A 15,561-nucleotide genomic window follows, 5' to 3' on the forward strand; every position below is an offset into this window, starting at 1 on the left:
CGCGGATCGACGAGGCCGCGCGGCGCGGGCTGGCCCCGGCGGCCGATCTCGCCCGGCACCGCGCCGAGGTCGTCGCCGCCTTCGCCGCCGAAACCGCGGCCGCGCTGGGCAAGGGGCTCGAAACGCTGGGCGAGACCGCCCGCGCGCAGGCCATCGCGGCGCGCGAGCGTGTCTATGTCGCCCGGGTGACCGTCGCCCGCCGTGCCCGCGCCGAGGTCGAGGCGCAGCCCCTGACGGCCGCCACCATGGCCGCCGCAGCCGGTGCGGCGCTGGCCCTGCTTCTGCCCCGGACCGAGGCCGAGGACCGGCTTCTTGGCGGGACGCGCGACCGGCTCGCCCGGGACCTGGAGCGGCTGGCGAGGGACGAGGCGATGAAGGCAAGCGATCTGGCGCAGGGCCTGTCCGCGGCCTTCCACCGCGATCTCGACCGGGCGGCCGCGATCTTCAGGCCGGCCGCTGCGCCGGGCGAGTCCCGTCCGACGCACTGATCGACTGCAACCGGTAAAGGCCCGGTCGTCCTGCGGCGACCGGGCCTTTCGCATGCGCTCAGGCAGCCTCGGGCCTTGCGGACGGGAAGTGCAGATCGACCTTCACCCGCTCGCCCTCTTGCCGAAGGACGACCGTCCCGCCCAGCTGCGCCGCGAACTGGCGCAACATGCGTTGCGGCAGCGCCGCGAGACCGGACGTGGTCTCGGGCTGGAGTTCGGGCACGACCGGACCCTCCACCTCGAGCCGCACCATGCCGTCACTTTCGGACAGCGCGATCGAGACCGCCTGCTGCGCCAGCCCCGGGCGCGAGAAGTAGCAGCCCACCGCCTCGGCCAGGGCAAGCGCCAGCGGCACCGCCGACTGCGCGTCCATCCGCACCGGCTGGAAGGTCTTCGACGCCACCCCCAGCCCGACGCCGTGGATCTCCTTCAGGCGGCGGACCACGTTGGTCAGCACCATGTCCATGGCGATGTCCTGCCTGCCCGACACCGCGTAGAGGCTGGTGTGGGTCGAGGACAGCGCGATCACCCGGTTGATGAGGCTGTCCAGCACCTGCCGCAGCTTCGGGTCCGTCGCCTCGCGCCGGTACATCCGCATCACCGAGGCGATGATCTGCAGGCTGTTGCCGCTGCGGTGGTCCACCTCGCGCAGCAGGACATCCTTGTCCACGAGCAGGTTCTGCAGTTCCGCCTCTTCCTGTTCGATGGTGCGGATCAGACCTTCGTAGGCGGCATGCAGGCGCTGGATCTCGGTCGGGGCGCCGGAGAGGTCGGGGATCTGCACCCGCAGCCGGGTGGAGATGTAGTCGTCCATCGACCGGGCCAGCGCGCGGACGTGGCGCACGACCAGCCGCGACGAGGCGAAACTGGCCGCGACCAGCGCCGCGATCCAGGTCAGCGCGGGCAGAAGGTAGGGTGTCAGGGCGGTGGCCCGGCTCCACGCCCCGCCCGAGGCCCTTTCCCAGACCGAGACCAGCGACAGGTCGCGGGTGATGTTGACGACCGACAGGATCTTGCGCCCCTCGGGCGTGGCGACGAAGGCCGGCCTGCCGGCAAGACTTGCGAGGCGTTCACCGCTGATCCCGCCCGGGATGGCATCGTCGGGCGCAACCGTGGTGTCGGAGGCCAGCAGCACCGATCCGTCCGACTGGAAGGTCGCCAGGTAGCTTGGCTGCCAGGACGCGACCTGATCCACATAGGCATCGGGGGCGACGGCCGCGTAGTTCAGCGAGATGGTGACGAATCCCTGCGTGGCGCCCGAAGCGTCGAACACCGGATGGGTTACGCCCACGATCGCCGTCCCGGACACCGGACCTTGCGGGTTGTAGATCAGCTTGGGAAGGGGCGTGGCGATCATCGCCCGGAAGCGCGGGTTATCGGTGAAGTCGAAGACCTCGCCGGTCGAGGAACAGGTCATCAGGCCGGCCAGCGGAATGTAGGCGACCAGGGTTGCCTGCGGAATGTCGCGGGCCAGCGACCGCACCCAGTCTGAGCAGCCCGGCCCGTCCGGGCTTTGCCGTGACAGGATCGCCGCCAGCGCCCGGGCCGAGATCTGGGCCTGGTTGATCAGCTCGATCTGCGGGCGCACCGATTGCACCGCCGCGCCGCCGACACCTTCCAGCGTTGTCGCGTCAAGCTGCGCCAGCGCATCCCTTGTCTGGAGGATCGACAGAAGCCCCAGCGGCATCAGCGCAATCATCAGCGTCGTCCCCAGCCTGGTGCCAAGCGAGGTCCGGGGCCAGAGCTTTCGCAGGCGCTCGATCAAAATCCGGCCGCGGCCTGGCGCAGCACGACCGCCTGCGTGGCGCCATCGGTGCCGGCAAAAAGATCCTCGCCGTCCTCGAGGTGCAGAAGTTCCGCCAGCCGCTTCCGCGCCCGGCTGGCGCGGCTTTTGACGGTGCCGACCGCCACGCCCATCATCGCGGCCGCATCCTCGCAGGAAAAGCCCGAGGCGCCGACCAGGATCAGGACCTCGCGGTGTTCGGGGCTGAGCTTGTCGAAGGCGCGCTGGAATTCCTGGAGGGCAAGGCGGCCGTCATGCGCGGGTTTGACCGACAGCGCGCCGGCATGGACGCCGTCGCTGTCCTGCACCTCGCGCCGGGTCTTGCGCAGGTCGGAGTAGAAGGTGTTGCGCAGGATGGTGAACAGCCAGGCATCCAGGTTCGTCGCCGGGTCGAACTTGTCCATGTTGGTCCAGGCCTTCAGGATCGTGTCCTGCACCAGGTCATCGGCCCGCGACACCTCGCGGGTCAGGCTGATCGCGAAGGCGCGCAGCTTCGGGATCGCCCCGGCCAGCCGGTCGCGCGGATCTTCCGGCACCAGCGGCACGACCACGGCCCGGGCGGTCATGCCGCACCGTCCTTGCCGGCACTGTCGCGGGCCTTCAGCTGCGCCAGAAGATCGCGGAACCTGTCCGGCAGCTCTTCGTTCAGCGCGGCCGTGTAGACCCGCTTCAGGTTCTCGTCGATCTGTGCCCGGATGGCCCTTCGGTCTGGTCCGTCCTCGTTTCTGTCTTTGGTCATCGCATCGGTTTCCTGTTCCTTCGGACCGCAACGCGCATCGGCCGTCATGGTTCCGTGATTTTCTGCCCGGATCAAATTTCTTTCGGATCTTCTGGAACCGAACGCCGCCCGCCGCGTTCGGTTCCCGACAGAAAGCGAAAAACATGCCACCAAACATGGAGACAGACCTCATGCTCGCACAGGAAGCGGTGGACCATTCGGCAACCGTGGCGCGGCACCTGCCCTATCTGCGTCGCTATGCGCGCGCGCTGACCGGCAACCAGACCAGCGGCGACCAGTATGCGGTGGCCGTGCTGGAGTCGATCGTGGCCGATCCGGGGGTACTGAGCGCCCACCGCGACCCGAAGGTGTCGCTGTTCGCGGTCTTCCATTCCATCTGGTCCACCTCGGGCGCGCTGGTCGCCGAGGCCGAGGACGCCCTCGCCGGCGCCGCGCAGGCGCATCTGGCGGCGCTGACGCCCAACTCGCGCGAGGCGTTGCTGTTGAACACGATCGAGGGCTTCGGCACCGCCGATGTCGCCGCGATCATGGGCACGTCCGAGGCCGAGGCGGCCGAGCTGATCGACATCGCCATCCGCGAGATGGAACAGTCGGTGCGCGGCGCGGTCCTGGTGATCGAGGACGAGGCGATCATCGCCATGGACATCTCGGCCATCGTCGAGGGCATGGGCCATCGCGTCACCGCCACCGCCCGCACCCACCGCGAGGCGGTGCGCCTTGCCGCGGCGGACAAGCCCGACCTGATCCTGGCCGACATCCAGCTGGCCGACAATTCCTCGGGCATCGAGGCGGTGAACGAGATCCTGGCCCAGTTCGGCGACATCCCGGTGATCTTCATCACCGCCTTCCCCGAACGGCTTCTGACCGGGGACCGGCCCGAGCCGGCCTTCCTGATCAACAAGCCCTATACCGAGGAACAGGTGCGCTCGGCGGTCAGCCAGGCGATGTTCTTCTCCTCGACCGACACGCTGCGCTAGACGAGGCGGGGTCGGCAGGACCAGGCGAGCGGGGATGCCGCCGACGGGGTTCCTCTCGTGTCTGTCCGCGACCTGCCCCTGCGGACCGTTGCCCCTGGATCCGTGCCCCTTGTCCGGGGGCGCGGGCCGTTGCGCTCCCGATGGTGGCCATGCGCGGGGCGGCCATCCTGTGCCCCGGGATTGGCGCTTTCGTGAAGCCGGAGGTCGGCGGCGGGCCGGGAAAGTCGCAGACTGGCATTGCGGCGGCGACCCGACTGCCGCAAAGTCGGCGGCGAACGGCGACACGAGAGCGCCCGAGGACAGGTAGGGAGGCGCAATGCGATACCACACCCCGACAACATTTCAGGACGCGGCCGCGATCGCCGCGGCATCGACCGGAACTCTTCGCTTTCTGGCCGGGGGCACCGATGTCCTGGTGCAGATGCGCGCCGGGATGGTGCAGCCGGACGACCTGATCGACCTCAAGCACATTCCGGGCGTGGACCGGATCGAGAAGACGCCCGAGGGCGGCTGGCGAATCGGCGTCGCCGTGCCGGGGATCGTGCTGGGCGGTCATGCCGGGCTGGTGAAGGACTGGCCGGGCGTCGTGGAGGGGATGAACCTGGTCGGCTCGACCCAGGTGCAGGGCCGGGCGACGCTGGCGGGGAACCTGTGCAACGGCTCTCCCGCCGCCGATTCGGTGCCGGGGCTGTTCGCTGCCGGGGCCGTGGTCACGGTGACGGGGCCGAAGGGCAGCCGCGACATTCCGGTGGAGCAGGTGCCGGTGGGGCCGGGCAAGACCTCGCTGGCCAAGGGCGAGGTGATCTCGGCGATCACCCTGCCGCCGCGGGGGAAGAACGGGGGCGACGCCTATCTGCGCTTCATTCCGCGGACCGAGATGGACATTGCCGTCGTCGGCTGCGCGGTGAACCTGCGGCTGGACGGCGACAGGGTCGCAGAGGCGCGGGTGGCGCTGGGGGCGGTGGCGCCCACGGTGATCCTGTCGGAGGCCTGCGCGCAGGCCATCATCGGCACGACGCTGGACGATGCGGCGCTGGCCGCCCTGGCCAAGGCGGCCGAGGGCGCGGCGAAGCCCATTTCGGACAAGCGCGGGACGAAGGAGTTCCGCATCGAGGTGGCGGGCGTGCTGGCCCGCCGGGCGGCCAGGATCGCCTACGACCGGGCGAAAGGAGCCAAGGCATGAGCAAGATTCACGTCACCGCCACCGTCAACGGCGACCCGGTGGAGTTCCTCGCCGACCCGCGCGAGACGCTGCTGGACGCGCTGCGCAACCATCTGGACCTGACCGGCACCAAGGAAGGCTGCGGCACCGGCGACTGCGGCGCCTGTTCGGTTGTCGTGGACGGCACGCTGGTCTGTTCCTGCCTGATGCTGGCGGCCGAGGCCAACGGCAAGCGGGTGGAAACCATCGAAGGCATGGCGAAGGAAGAGCTGCACCCCTTGCAGCGCAAGTTCATCGAACATGCGGCCTTGCAGTGCGGCTTCTGCACGCCGGGCATTCTGGTGGCCGCGAAGGCGCTCCTGGAGCGGAACCCGGACCCGAACGAGACGGAAATCCGCTATTGGCTGGCGGGGAACCTGTGCCGCTGCACGGGTTACGACAAGATCGTGCGCGCCGTTCAGGATGCGGCGGCGGAGATGCGTCAGGATCATCGGGGGGCTGCGTGATGGCACGGGATGATGTGAAGACCGGATACAAGTATATCGGCACGCGGCCCAACCGCCCGGACGGGCTGGACAAGGTGACGGGCCGGGCGCGCTATGGCGCGGATTTCTCGCTACCCGGCATGCTCTGGGCCGCCGTCGTGCGCAGCCCCCATGCCCATGCGCGGATCGTCAGGATCGACGCCTCGAAGGCGCTCGCGCTGGAGGGGGTGAAGGCCGTGGTCACGCGGGCCGACCTGCCCACGGGTCTCACGGGCGAGGATCTGAACCTTCAGGACAACACGCTGGCCGGGGAACGGGCGCTGTATGACGGGCACGCCGTGGCGGCGGTGGCGGCGACCTCGCAGCTTCTGGCTCAGGACGCGGCGCGGCTGATCGAGGTGGAATACGAGGTCCTGCCGCATGTGACCGATGTCGATGCCGCCATTGCGCCGGACGCCCCGGTGATCCGACCGGGCCTCGCCGACTATTCGGTGCCGGAAGGCATGCACGGCAACGTCGCGCGCTACATGGAATTCGGGCACGGCGATGTCGAGGCGGGCTTCGCCGCCGCCGACATCGTGCGCGAACACACCTACCGCACCGAGGCCACCCATCAGGGCTATATCGAGCCGCACGCCGCCGTGGGCCAGCTGGGCGAGGACGGGCGCGGCGAGATGTGGGTCTGCACCCAGGGCCACTGGTACATCCGGCGGATGAGCGCCGCCGTCCTTGGCATCGAGGCGGCGAACCTGCGCGTAACCCCGTCCGAGATCGGCGGCGGCTTCGGCGGCAAGACCACGATTTTCATGGAGCCGCTGACTTTGGCGCTGTCGAAGAAGGCCGGCGGGCGGCCGGTGAAGCTGGTGATGAGCCGGTCCGAGGTGCTGCGCGCCACCGGGCCGACGGCCAGCGCCTCGATGGACGTGAAGATCGGGATGAAGAAGGACGGCACGATCACCGCGGGCCAGGTCTATTTCCGCATGCAGGGCGGGGCCTTCCCCGGCATGTCCCCCATCGGCGAGGCGCTGCCCTGTGCCTTTGCCTGCTACGACATCCCCGCGCTGAAGCACGAAGGCGTCGAGATCATCACCAACCGCCCCAAGGCCGCGGCCTATCGCGCGCCGGGCTCGCCCATGGCGGCCTTCGCGGTGGAAAGCATGATCGACGAGCTCTGCCGCGAGCTGAAGCTGGACCCGATCGAGGTGCGGCTGAAGAACGGGGCGAAGAATGGGTCCAAGTCCAGCTATGGCCCGGTCTATGACGTGATCGGCTTGCAGGAGACGCTGGAGGCCGCCAGGGCGCATCCGAACTATGCCATCCCGCTGGGCCCCAATCAGGGGCGGGGCGTGGCCTCGGGCTTCTGGTTCAACCATGGCGGCGAGACCTCGGTCAGCCTTGCCATCGGCGAGGACGGCACCGCCACGGTGTCCGTCGGCACGCCCGACATCGGCGGCAGCCGGGCCTCGATCGGGCTGATGGTGGCCGAGCATCTGGGCATTCCTTACGAGAACGTCCGGGTGAACGTGGTGGAAACCGGCGCGCTGGGGGTGAACGAGCCCACCCACGGCAGCCGCGCGACCTTTGCCAGCGGCAAGGCGGCGATCGAGGCGGCCGATCAGGCCATCCGCGAGATGTGCCGCCGCGCGGCGGCCGAATGGGGGATCGAGCCCGAGGCCGTGGAATGGCGCGACGGCGCGGCCCATCCGGCCGGCCCGAACGCGGGCAAGCACCCGCCCATGACCATCGGCGAGATCGGGGCCAGGATGGGCTCGACCGGCGGGCCGATCTCGGGCCACCACGAGGTGACGGCGGGCGGCTATGGCGCCAGCTTCGGCACCCATGTCGTCGATGTCGAGGTGGACCCGGAAACCGGCCGGACCACGATCCTGCGCTATCTGGTGGTGCAGGACGCAGGGACTGCGATCCATCCGGCCTATGTCGAGGGCCAGTATCAGGGCGGGGCGGCGCAGGGCATCGGCTGGGCCTTGAACGAGGAATACGTCTACGGTCCCGACGGGCGGCTGCAGAACCCGGTGTTCCTGGACTACCGGATCCCGGTGGCCTCGGACCTGCCGATGATCGACACGGTCATCATCGAGGTGCCGAACCCTGGCCACCCCTACGGCGTGCGCGGCGTGGGCGAGACGGGGATCACCCCGCCCTTGCCGGCGGTCGCCTCCGCCATCGCGGGGGCGACGGGCGTGCGCATCCGCAGCCTGCCCTGCTCTCCGCCCAAGGTGCTGGCGGCGATCAAGGCGGCGAAGGGGTAAGGCATGGCCAGGGTCCATCTCTGGGCCAGCCTCCGGCGCTTCGCCGAGGGGCAGGAGGTGGTCGAGGTCGAGGCCGCGACCGTGGGTCAGATGCTGGATGCGCTGGTGAAGGCGCATCCGGGGCTGGCACCGGCGGTGGCGGCGGGGCTGTCGGTGGCGGTGGACGGCGAGGTGATCGCCAACAACCGCGCCGCGCCGGTCAGACCGGACAGCGAGGTCTATCTGTTGCAGCGGCTTAAGGGCGGCTGAGGAGGGCGCATGTTTCCCAACCGTCTCAAGGCGCTCTGGGCCGAGGGGAAGCCCACGGTCAACGGCTGGTGTTCCATCGCCAGCCCCTTCGCGGCCGAGATCATGGCGGCGCAGGGCTTCGATTCGCTGACCGTGGACATGCAGCACGGCGCGCTGGATTACTCAGACCTGCTGCCCATGTTGCAGGCTATGCGTGCGAGCGGCGCGGTGCTGCTGGCGCGTGTGCCCTGGCTGGAACCCGGCATCATCATGAAGGCGCTGGACGCGGGCGCGCAGGGCATCATCTGCCCGATGGTGAACACTGCCGAGGAAGCCGCGCGCTTCGTCAGCTATCTGCGCTATCCGCCGCTGGGGGTGCGCAGCTTCGGCCCGACGCGGGCGGCCTTCGCGGTGCAGGGGGACTATGCCGCGCAGGCCAACGCCAACATCCTGGCCTTCGCCATGATCGAGACCGCCGAGGCCATGGCGAACCTCGACGCCATCACCGCCACACCGGGGCTGGACGGGATCTATGTCGGCCCGGCGGACCTGTCGATCTCGCTTTCGGCGGGGCGGCTTGCCCCCGGCATGGACCGGGAAGAGCCCGAGATGCAGGAGGCTTTCCGGAAGATCCTTGCCGCCTGCAAGCGCAACGGCCTGCGCGCCGCGCTGCATTGCGGGACGCCCGACTATGCCGCCCGTGCCATCGGCTGGGGCTTCGACATGACCACGGTCGGCGGCGACACCAAGTTCCTTTCGGCCGCAGCCAATGCCGCTGTTGCTGGCTTCCGCAAGCTGACCGGGACGGGCGAGGGGCAGGCGGGGCCGGGCGGCTACTGAGGCGGAGTCGGGTCAGACCAGCGTCCGCGCCAGCCAGCCCGCGGCGAAGGCCAGCGCCGCCAGCGCGGGCCAGACCAGCCAGCGCAGCGAGGATTGCGGTCGCGGGGGCAGGGTGGCGGGATTGCCAGCGCGGATCAGTTGCGCCTCGACCAGGCCGGGCAGTTTCGGGCCAAACCGGGCCAGAACGCGCGCGGTCCTGACCAGATCGCGCAGCACGGCCTTGGGGCCGACGTTTTCGCGGATGTAGCGTTCGACGATGGGGCTGGCGACCTGCCAGATGTTGATGTGCGGGTCGAGGCTGCGGGCCACGCCCTCCACCACGACCATCGTGCGCTGGAGAAGGATCAGTTCGGTCCGCGTCTCCATCCCGAAGCGTTCGGTGACCTCGAACAGATAGGCCAGGAGCCGCGCCATCGAGATGCGGCTGGCGTCCATGCCGAAGATCGGCTCGCCCACCGCCCTCAGCGCACGGGCGAATTCGTCGATGTCGCGGTCGGGCGGCACATAGCCCGCCTCGAAATGCACCTCGGCCACGCGACGGTAATCCTTGCGGATGAAGCCCATCAGGATCTCGGCATAGACCCGGCGGGTGTATTCGTCGATCCGGCCCATGATGCCGAAGTCATAGGCGATGATGTCGCCGTTCGCAGCCACCTTCAGGTTGCCCTGGTGCATGTCGGCATGGAAGAAGCCGTCGCGCAACGCGTGGTTCAGGAACAGCTGCAACACCCGCGCGCCCAGCACCCGGCGGTCGTGGCCGGCTGCGTCGATCGCCTCGACATCGTTCAGCCCGATCCCTTCCGCCCAGCCCAGGGTCATGACATTGCGCGAGGACAGGAACCACTGGGGCCGTGGCACCTGGAAGCCCTCGTCCTTCTCGGTATTCGCGGCGAACTCGGCGGCCGAGGAGGACTCGAGCCGCAGATCCAGCTCTCCCATCACCACGCCTTCGAAATGGGCGATCACGTCCACGGGGCGCAGGCGGCGGGAGAACGGCGCAAGGCGCTCGATCCAGCGTGCGGCGAGGTAGAAGGCGTCGATGTCCTTGCGGAAGGCACGCTCGATGCCGGGGCGCAGCACCTTGACCGCGACCTCCTCGCCGGTGTCGGCCAGCCGGGCGCGATGGACCTGGGCGATCGAGGCGGCGGCGACGGGTTCGGAGAAGTCCGAGAACAGGTCGGCGACCGGCACTTCGAGTTCTGCCTCGATCATCTTCTTGGCGGTCTCGGTCGGAAAGGGCGGCAGCTTGTCCTGAAGGTATTTCAACTGGTCCGCGAGTTCCTCGCCCACGATGTCGGGGCGGGTGGACAGGATCTGGCCGAACTTGATGTAGGCCGGCCCCAGCGCGGTCAGCGCCCGGGTGGCGGGGGGGAGCTCGGGGTCGCCCTTCAGACCCAGCCACTTGAACGGCCAGCCCAGCATCCGTGCGGCAAAGCGGAGCCGGGGGGGCGCGCGAAAGGCCTCCAGCACCACGTCCATGGCGCCGGTGCGTTCCAGTGTGGCGCCGGTGCGGATCAGGCGGACGATGTTGTGCGGGCCCTTCATGCGGCGCGCTCCGGGCGGCTCTTCGCTCCCATGCGGTCGCTCATCGCGGGGCGCGACTGCGAAGAGGGACCGAACGGGACCGATGAGCGGCAGGTCCTCACAGCTTCCACCCGGAATGCAGGGCCGCGATGCCCATGGTCAGGTTGCGATACTTCACCTGCTCGAACCCGGCGGCGCGGATCATCGCGGCGAAGCTTTCCTGATCCGGGAACCTGCGGATCGATTCGACGAGATACTGGTAGCTGGCGCGGTCGCCCGCGATCACCTGGCCCATGACCGGGATGATGTTGAAGGAATAGAGGTCATAGACCTTCTGCATCAGGTCGTTCGGGATCTGGCTGAACTCCAGCACCATCAGCCGCCCGCCGGGTTTCAGCACGCGGAAGGCCTCGGACAGCGCGTCGGGGATGCGGGTCACGTTCCGGATGCCGAAGGAGATGGTGTAGACATCGAAGCTGTTGTCCGGGAAGGGCAGCGCCATCGCGTCGCCCACCACCCAGTCGAGGCTGTGGGCCAGGCTTTCCGCCTCGGCGCGCTTGCGGCCCTCGATCAGCATCGGCTCGGTCATGTCGCAGACGACGGCCTGCGCGCCGGGGGCGCGTTTCAGGAAGCGGAAGGCCACGTCGCCGGTCCCGCCCGCCACGTCAAGAAGCCGCTGTCCGGGACGCGGCGCCAGCCAGTCCATCATCGCGTCCTTCCAAAGCCGGTGGATGCCCAGCGACATGGCGTCGTTCATGATGTCGTATTTCGAGGCCACGCGCGAAAAGACGCCATGCACCATGCCGGCCTTTTCGGCCTCGGGCACGTCCTGAAAGCCGAAATGGGTCGTCTTTTCTTCGCTCATCGGTCTTGCGATCCTTCGCCCTGACGCCTCCTTATAGTCCGCCAACCCGCGCCTGCAATGCGCCGATCTGTCATGGACCGCCGATGCCCGAACTGCCCGAAGTCGAAACCGTCCGTCGCGGCCTGCTGCCGGTGTTGGAAGGCGCGGTGATCGCCCGGGCCGAGGTCAACCGCCCCGACCTGCGCTGGCCGCTGCCGGACCGGATGGCCGAGCGGCTGACGGGCCGCAGTGTCACGGCGCTGCGGCGGCGGTCGAAATACCTGCTGGCCGATCTCGACAGCGGCGAGACGCTTCTGGTGCATCTGGGCATGTCGGGGCGGATGCTCGTCTCGGGCGCGCAGATCAGCGCCTTCCACCACGACCACCCCGCGCCGCAGAAGCACGACCATGTGGTGCTGCACATGGAGGGTGGCGCACGGGTCACCTTCAACGATGCCCGCCGCTTTGGCGCGATGGACCTGATGCCGACTGACCGGGCTGCCGAGCACATGCTGTTGAGGGACCTCGGCCCCGAACCCTTCGGCAATGACTTCAACGAGCCCTACCTCGCCGGCCGCCTGAAGGGCCGCAGGACGCCGATCAAGGCGGCGCTTCTGGACCAGCGGATCGTGGCGGGGCTGGGCAACATCTACGTGGCCGAGACGCTGTATCGCGCGCGGATCAGCCCGTTGCGGCTGGCCGGGGACCTCGAGGAAGGGCAGGTCCGCGCCCTGGTGCCGATCATCCGCGACGTGCTGGCCGAAGCGATCGAGGCCGGCGGATCCAGCTTGCGCGACTTTCGGCAGGCCACTGGCGAGCTTGGCTATTTTTCCAAGCATTTTCAGGTCTATGATCGGGAAGGCGAGCCTTGCGAGACGCCCGGCTGCCCCGGCATGGTGACCCGCAGCGTGCAGTCGGGACGGTCTTCGTTCTGGTGCCCCGCCTGCCAGAGGTGACTTGCCAACGCGCCGTTTGGTGCTAGGAGTCCTTGCAACTCTGCCACGAAGGAGGCCGCGATGGCCTATGAAACTCTGATCGTCGAGATCGAGGACTATGTCTCGCTGATCCGGCTCAACCGCCCCGATGCGATGAACGCCCTGAATGCGCAGCTGATGCGCGAGCTTGCGGCGGCAGTGACGGCGGCAGAAGCCAACGACCGCGTCCGCTGCATCGTCATCACCGGGTCCGAAAAGGCCTTCGCGGCCGGCGCGGACGTGAAGGAGATGGCCGAGAAGAGCTTCATCGACGTCTTCTTCGATGATCTGTTCGGGCCGGAGGCGGCGGTGATCTCCCGCGCCCGCAAGCCGATCATCGCGGCGGTCGCGGGCTATTGCCTGGGCGGCGGCTGCGAGCTGGCGATGCTGGCCGATTTCATCATCGCAGCCGACAACGCCAAGTTCGGCCAGCCCGAGATCAACCTCGGCATCGTTGCCGGCATGGGTGGCACCCAGCGGCTGACCCGCGCGGTCGGCAAGTCGAAGTCGATGGACATGCACCTGACCGGCCGCTTCATGGACGCGGCCGAGGCGGAGCGCTGCGGCCTCGTCAGCCGGGTCGTGCCCGCGAAGGCGCTCATCGAAGAGACGATGAAGGCCGCGCAGAAGATCGTCGAGAAATCCGCCGTCACCACGATGGTGGTCAAGGAATGCGTGAAGCGCGCGCAGGAGACGCCGCTTTCCGAGGGCCTCCTGTTCGAACGCCGCATGTTCCACGCGATGTTCGCCACCGAGGACCAGAAGGAAGGCATGGCCGCCTTCCTCGAAAAGCGCCAGCCGCAGTTCCGCGACCGCTGACGAACCTCCTCGTGCGCCTCCGGCTTCTCGTCGGGAGCCAGCGAGGAGTGACGAAGTCATCGACGAGCGCGCGCCCCGTGATGCGGGGGCTTCCCTTTCCCGCTGCATTGCCATATAGGCCGGCGGCACATGCGCGTGGGCCCGCTTAGGCAAGAATCAGATCCATCCTCGGGGATGGGGCCTTCTGGTCTTTCGTGCGACAGAATTGAAACCGACAGACCGCAAGGACGCCACCCATGGCCAATACCGAACAATCCAAGAAACGCGCCCGCCAGTCCGAGGCGCGCTATGCCGTGAACAAGGCGCGACGCTCGCGCATTCGCACCTTCCTGCGCAAGGTCGAGGAAGCCATCGCCTCGGGCAATGCCGAAGCCGCCCAAGCCGCGCTGAAGGCCGCCCAGCCGGAACTCGCCCGCGGCGTGACCAAAGGCGTGCTGCACAAGAACACCGTGGCGCGCAAGATGTCGCGCCTGGCCTCGCGCGTGAAGGCCGTCGCCAAGGCCTGAGCCGGGGCGACAGAGCCGATCCTACGGCAAGGGGTGCGTCCGCAGGGACCGCACCCCTTGTCGTTTCCGCGTCCTTTCCGCCGACTGGAAGGGGCCCGATCCGCGCCCCGTTGCCGATTTGCCAGAGGCTCCGGATTCGATTTCGGCGAACCCCTGTCAAGCGCGTTGTTCGGTTGCAGTGCCCGCAGCGGCCTTGCTAGCGTCACCCTGCGATTCACTTCGTCTTGGGGGACAAGAACGGATCTGGACGGGAAAGCTGCTGCACGGACCGGACGCGCGAAGCGCAACCTGGTCCGAGTTTTCTTTTCTGGATCAATGGATTGGAGATGGCATCCAAGCCATCCCGCTTTGCATGGCCCAGCTGTCGGTGTGCCGGCAGTGTGGCCTTGTGTCGTTCAGTCCCCCGACAAACCATTTGCGCGAATGGCCTCTCCGGCCATCGGCTGGTTTGGTCGGGGCAGGATCGGTCAACAAGGGTTAAGGGCAGGATCGAAGCTGCGTGCTTTCGGTTCAGGAACATTGGCAGGTTGTAGTATGACGAATGAAACCTGGGGGCAGGTTCGCGAAGAGCTGATCAAACGCGTCGGCAAGCACAATTATGCCACCTGGATCGAACCGTTGAAGCTGTCGCAGCTGAAGAACGGGGTGGCCCGGTTCGAGGTGCCGACGATCTTCTTCGGCGACTGGGTGCAGCGCAACTACGGCGACCATATCCGCAGCCAGCTGTCCAGCGCGGGGGCCCCGGTCGACCGTCTGGAATTCGCCGTCGGGGCTGCGGCGACGACTCCGCCTGCAGCGAAGCCGGCCGGCAAGCCCGCGCGGTCGCGTGGCCCGGACGAGGAGCTGCCCGGTGCGCCGCTGGACGCCCGCTTTACCTTCGATACTTTCGTCGTCGGCAAGCCGAACGAGCTGGCCCACGCCGCGGCCCGCCGGGTCGCCGAAGGCGGCCCCGTGACCTTCAATCCGCTGTTCCTGTATGGCGGCGTCGGCCTCGGCAAGACGCATCTGATGCACGCCATCGCGCACGAGCTTCAGGCCCGCCATCCGGACCGTCGCGTGCTGTACCTGTCGGCCGAGCAGTTCATGTACCGCTTCGTCCAGGCGCTGCGCGACCGGCAGGTGATGGATTTCAAGGAGCTGTTCCGGTCCGTCGATGTGCTGATGGTCGATGACGTCCAGTTCATCGCAGGCAAGGATTCGACGCAGGAAGAGTTCTTCCACACCTTCAATGCGCTGGTCGATGCCAACAAGCAGATCGTCATTTCCGCCGACCGCGCCCCGGGCGAGATCAAGGATCTGGAGGAACGCATCAAGTCGCGCCTGCAATGCGGCCTGGTCGTGGACCTGCATCCCACGGATTACGAACTCCGGTTAGGGATCCTGCAGCAGAAGGTGGAGTTCTACCGCACTCAGTATCGCGGTCTGGTGCTGGCCGACGGCGTGCTGGAGTTCCTTGCCCACCGCATCACCACCAATGTCCGCGTTCTGGAAGGCGCGCTGACCCGGCTGTTCGCCTTCGCCTCGCTGGTCGGGCGCGAGATCACGCTGGAACTTGCGCAGGACTGCCTGGCCGACATCCTGCGGTCCTCCGACCGCAAACTGACGATCGAGGAGATCCAGCGCAAGGTGGCCGAACATTACAATGTCCGACTGTCCGACCTGATCGGGCCGAAGCGGCTGCGCACCATCGCCCGGCCGCGGCAGGTGGCGATGTATCTGGCCAAGCATCTGACCCCGCGCAGCCTGCCGGAAATCGGCCGCCGCTTCGGCGGTCGCGACCACACCACGATCATGCACGGGGTGCGCAAGATCGAGGAGCTGATGCTGACCGACAGCCAGCTTGCCGACGATCTTCAGCTTCTGCGCCGCCTGTTGCAGGGTTAGGCGCCGGGGCCGCACTTGACGGCCCCGTGAAAGCCTTT

15 protein-coding genes and 1 pseudogene are annotated in these 15,561 nt (G+C 68.1%); 11 read left to right on the top strand and 5 right to left on the bottom strand.

Annotated features, from left to right (window positions below; all coding sequences use genetic code 11):
- A pseudogene (locus tag ACK4IU_RS14845) lies at positions 1-488 on the top strand (hypothetical protein); the annotation flags it as partial.
- A 58-nt stretch (positions 489-546) separates the two neighbouring features.
- Here ACK4IU_RS14845 and ACK4IU_RS14850 read toward each other — a convergent pair.
- From ACK4IU_RS14850 to ACK4IU_RS14860, 3 genes are read right to left on the bottom strand one after another with little or no spacing between them, the layout of a single operon-like run.
- Positions 547-2,253: a sensor histidine kinase gene (locus tag ACK4IU_RS14850; protein ID WP_409736575.1), complete on the bottom strand. Its 1,707-nt coding sequence runs from the start codon at positions 2,251-2,253 to the stop codon at positions 547-549.
- Positions 2,250-2,837 carry an RNA polymerase sigma factor gene (locus ACK4IU_RS14855; protein WP_409736577.1) on the bottom strand — a complete coding sequence of 196 codons (588 nt, stop codon included), beginning with the start codon at positions 2,835-2,837 and terminating at the stop codon, positions 2,250-2,252. Before ACK4IU_RS14855 ends, ACK4IU_RS14850 begins: the two co-directional genes overlap by 4 nt.
- Complete coding sequence (locus ACK4IU_RS14860; protein ID WP_409736579.1) at positions 2,834-3,010, bottom strand: NepR family anti-sigma factor; 177 nt, start codon at positions 3,008-3,010, stop codon at positions 2,834-2,836. Before ACK4IU_RS14860 ends, ACK4IU_RS14855 begins: the two co-directional genes overlap by 4 nt.
- A 170-nt stretch (positions 3,011-3,180) precedes the next feature.
- On the opposite strand from ACK4IU_RS14860, the gene ACK4IU_RS14865 reads away from it, so the two are divergent.
- From ACK4IU_RS14865 to ACK4IU_RS14890, 6 genes are all read left to right on the top strand, one after another.
- Positions 3,181-3,987: a response regulator gene (locus ACK4IU_RS14865; protein ID WP_409736581.1), complete on the top strand. Its 807-nt coding sequence runs from the start codon at positions 3,181-3,183 to the stop codon at positions 3,985-3,987.
- Positions 3,988-4,303: 316 nt separating this feature from the next.
- A complete protein-coding gene (locus tag ACK4IU_RS14870) occupies positions 4,304-5,170 on the top strand; it encodes an FAD binding domain-containing protein (RefSeq protein ID WP_409736583.1) in 867 nt (288 codons plus the stop codon).
- Complete coding sequence (locus tag ACK4IU_RS14875; protein WP_409736585.1) at positions 5,167-5,655, top strand: (2Fe-2S)-binding protein; 489 nt, start codon at positions 5,167-5,169, stop codon at positions 5,653-5,655. Before ACK4IU_RS14870 ends, ACK4IU_RS14875 begins: the two co-directional genes overlap by 4 nt.
- A complete protein-coding gene (locus ACK4IU_RS14880) occupies positions 5,655-7,904 on the top strand; it encodes a xanthine dehydrogenase family protein molybdopterin-binding subunit (RefSeq protein WP_409736587.1) in 2,250 nt (749 codons plus the stop codon). The genes ACK4IU_RS14875 and ACK4IU_RS14880 overlap by 1 nt, the downstream gene beginning before the upstream one ends.
- 3 nt (positions 7,905-7,907) lie before the next feature.
- A complete protein-coding gene (locus ACK4IU_RS14885) occupies positions 7,908-8,153 on the top strand; it encodes a MoaD/ThiS family protein (protein WP_409736589.1) in 246 nt (81 codons plus the stop codon).
- 9 nt (positions 8,154-8,162) lie between these two features.
- Positions 8,163-8,972, top strand: a complete 810-nt coding sequence (locus ACK4IU_RS14890) for an HpcH/HpaI aldolase family protein (protein ID WP_409736591.1) — start codon at positions 8,163-8,165, stop codon at positions 8,970-8,972.
- 12 nt (positions 8,973-8,984) lie between these two features.
- On the opposite strand, the gene ubiB is transcribed toward ACK4IU_RS14890, so the two are convergent.
- Positions 8,985-10,517 (bottom strand): 2-polyprenylphenol 6-hydroxylase, encoded by a 1,533-nt coding sequence (gene ubiB, locus ACK4IU_RS14895; RefSeq protein ID WP_409736593.1) that lies wholly within the window; start codon positions 10,515-10,517, stop codon positions 8,985-8,987.
- A 97-nt stretch (positions 10,518-10,614) separates the two neighbouring features.
- Complete coding sequence (gene ubiE, locus ACK4IU_RS14900) at positions 10,615-11,361, bottom strand: bifunctional demethylmenaquinone methyltransferase/2-methoxy-6-polyprenyl-1,4-benzoquinol methylase UbiE (protein ID WP_409736595.1); 747 nt, start codon at positions 11,359-11,361, stop codon at positions 10,615-10,617.
- Between the two features lie 83 nt (positions 11,362-11,444).
- On the opposite strand from ubiE, the gene mutM reads away from it, so the two are divergent.
- The 4 genes from mutM (at position 11,445) to dnaA (ending at position 15,523) form a co-directional block, all read left to right on the top strand.
- Entirely contained in the window at positions 11,445-12,296 is an 852-nt protein-coding gene (gene mutM, locus ACK4IU_RS14905; RefSeq protein WP_409736597.1) for a bifunctional DNA-formamidopyrimidine glycosylase/DNA-(apurinic or apyrimidinic site) lyase, read from the top strand.
- A gap of 60 nt (positions 12,297-12,356) precedes the next feature.
- On the top strand, positions 12,357-13,133 hold the full coding sequence (locus ACK4IU_RS14910) for an enoyl-CoA hydratase (RefSeq protein WP_409736599.1): 777 nt from the start codon (positions 12,357-12,359) through the stop codon (positions 13,131-13,133).
- Positions 13,134-13,369: 236 nt separating this feature from the next.
- Entirely contained in the window at positions 13,370-13,639 is a 270-nt protein-coding gene (rpsT, locus tag ACK4IU_RS14915; protein WP_409736600.1) for a 30S ribosomal protein S20, read from the top strand.
- Positions 13,640-14,173: 534 nt separating this feature from the next.
- Positions 14,174-15,523, top strand: coding sequence for a chromosomal replication initiator protein DnaA (gene dnaA / locus ACK4IU_RS14920; RefSeq protein WP_409736602.1), 1,350 nt, complete (start codon positions 14,174-14,176; stop codon positions 15,521-15,523).
- The last annotated feature ends 38 nt before the right edge of the window (positions 15,524-15,561 follow it).

Origin of the sequence: Tabrizicola flagellatus, from assembly GCF_046295235.1 — a bacterium.
Lineage (GTDB): Bacteria > Pseudomonadota > Alphaproteobacteria > Rhodobacterales > Rhodobacteraceae > Tabrizicola > Tabrizicola flagellata_A.

What these genes read in the sequence shown, in the direction of transcription:
- rpsT (WP_409736600.1), top strand. Translation starts at nt 13,370, where the DNA reads ATGGCCAATACCGAACAATCCAAGAAACGCGCCCGCCAGTCCGAGGCG.
- ACK4IU_RS14910 (WP_409736599.1), top strand. Translation starts at nt 12,357, where the DNA reads ATGGCCTATGAAACTCTGATCGTCGAGATCGAGGACTATGTCTCGCTG.
- ACK4IU_RS14880 (WP_409736587.1), top strand. Translation starts at nt 5,655, where the DNA reads ATGGCACGGGATGATGTGAAGACCGGATACAAGTATATCGGCACGCGG.
- ACK4IU_RS14890 (WP_409736591.1), top strand. Translation starts at nt 8,163, where the DNA reads ATGTTTCCCAACCGTCTCAAGGCGCTCTGGGCCGAGGGGAAGCCCACG.
- ACK4IU_RS14865 (WP_409736581.1), top strand. Translation starts at nt 3,181, where the DNA reads ATGCTCGCACAGGAAGCGGTGGACCATTCGGCAACCGTGGCGCGGCAC.
- mutM (WP_409736597.1), top strand. Translation starts at nt 11,445, where the DNA reads ATGCCCGAACTGCCCGAAGTCGAAACCGTCCGTCGCGGCCTGCTGCCG.
- dnaA (WP_409736602.1), top strand. Translation starts at nt 14,174, where the DNA reads ATGACGAATGAAACCTGGGGGCAGGTTCGCGAAGAGCTGATCAAACGC.
- ACK4IU_RS14885 (WP_409736589.1), top strand. Translation starts at nt 7,908, where the DNA reads ATGGCCAGGGTCCATCTCTGGGCCAGCCTCCGGCGCTTCGCCGAGGGG.
- ACK4IU_RS14875 (WP_409736585.1), top strand. Translation starts at nt 5,167, where the DNA reads ATGAGCAAGATTCACGTCACCGCCACCGTCAACGGCGACCCGGTGGAG.
- ACK4IU_RS14870 (WP_409736583.1), top strand. Translation starts at nt 4,304, where the DNA reads ATGCGATACCACACCCCGACAACATTTCAGGACGCGGCCGCGATCGCC.
- ACK4IU_RS14860 (WP_409736579.1), bottom strand. Translation starts at nt 3,010, where the DNA reads ATGACCAAAGACAGAAACGAGGACGGACCAGACCGAAGGGCCATCCGG.
- ubiE (WP_409736595.1), bottom strand. Translation starts at nt 11,361, where the DNA reads ATGAGCGAAGAAAAGACGACCCATTTCGGCTTTCAGGACGTGCCCGAG.
- ACK4IU_RS14855 (WP_409736577.1), bottom strand. Translation starts at nt 2,837, where the DNA reads ATGACCGCCCGGGCCGTGGTCGTGCCGCTGGTGCCGGAAGATCCGCGC.
- ubiB (WP_409736593.1), bottom strand. Translation starts at nt 10,517, where the DNA reads ATGAAGGGCCCGCACAACATCGTCCGCCTGATCCGCACCGGCGCCACA.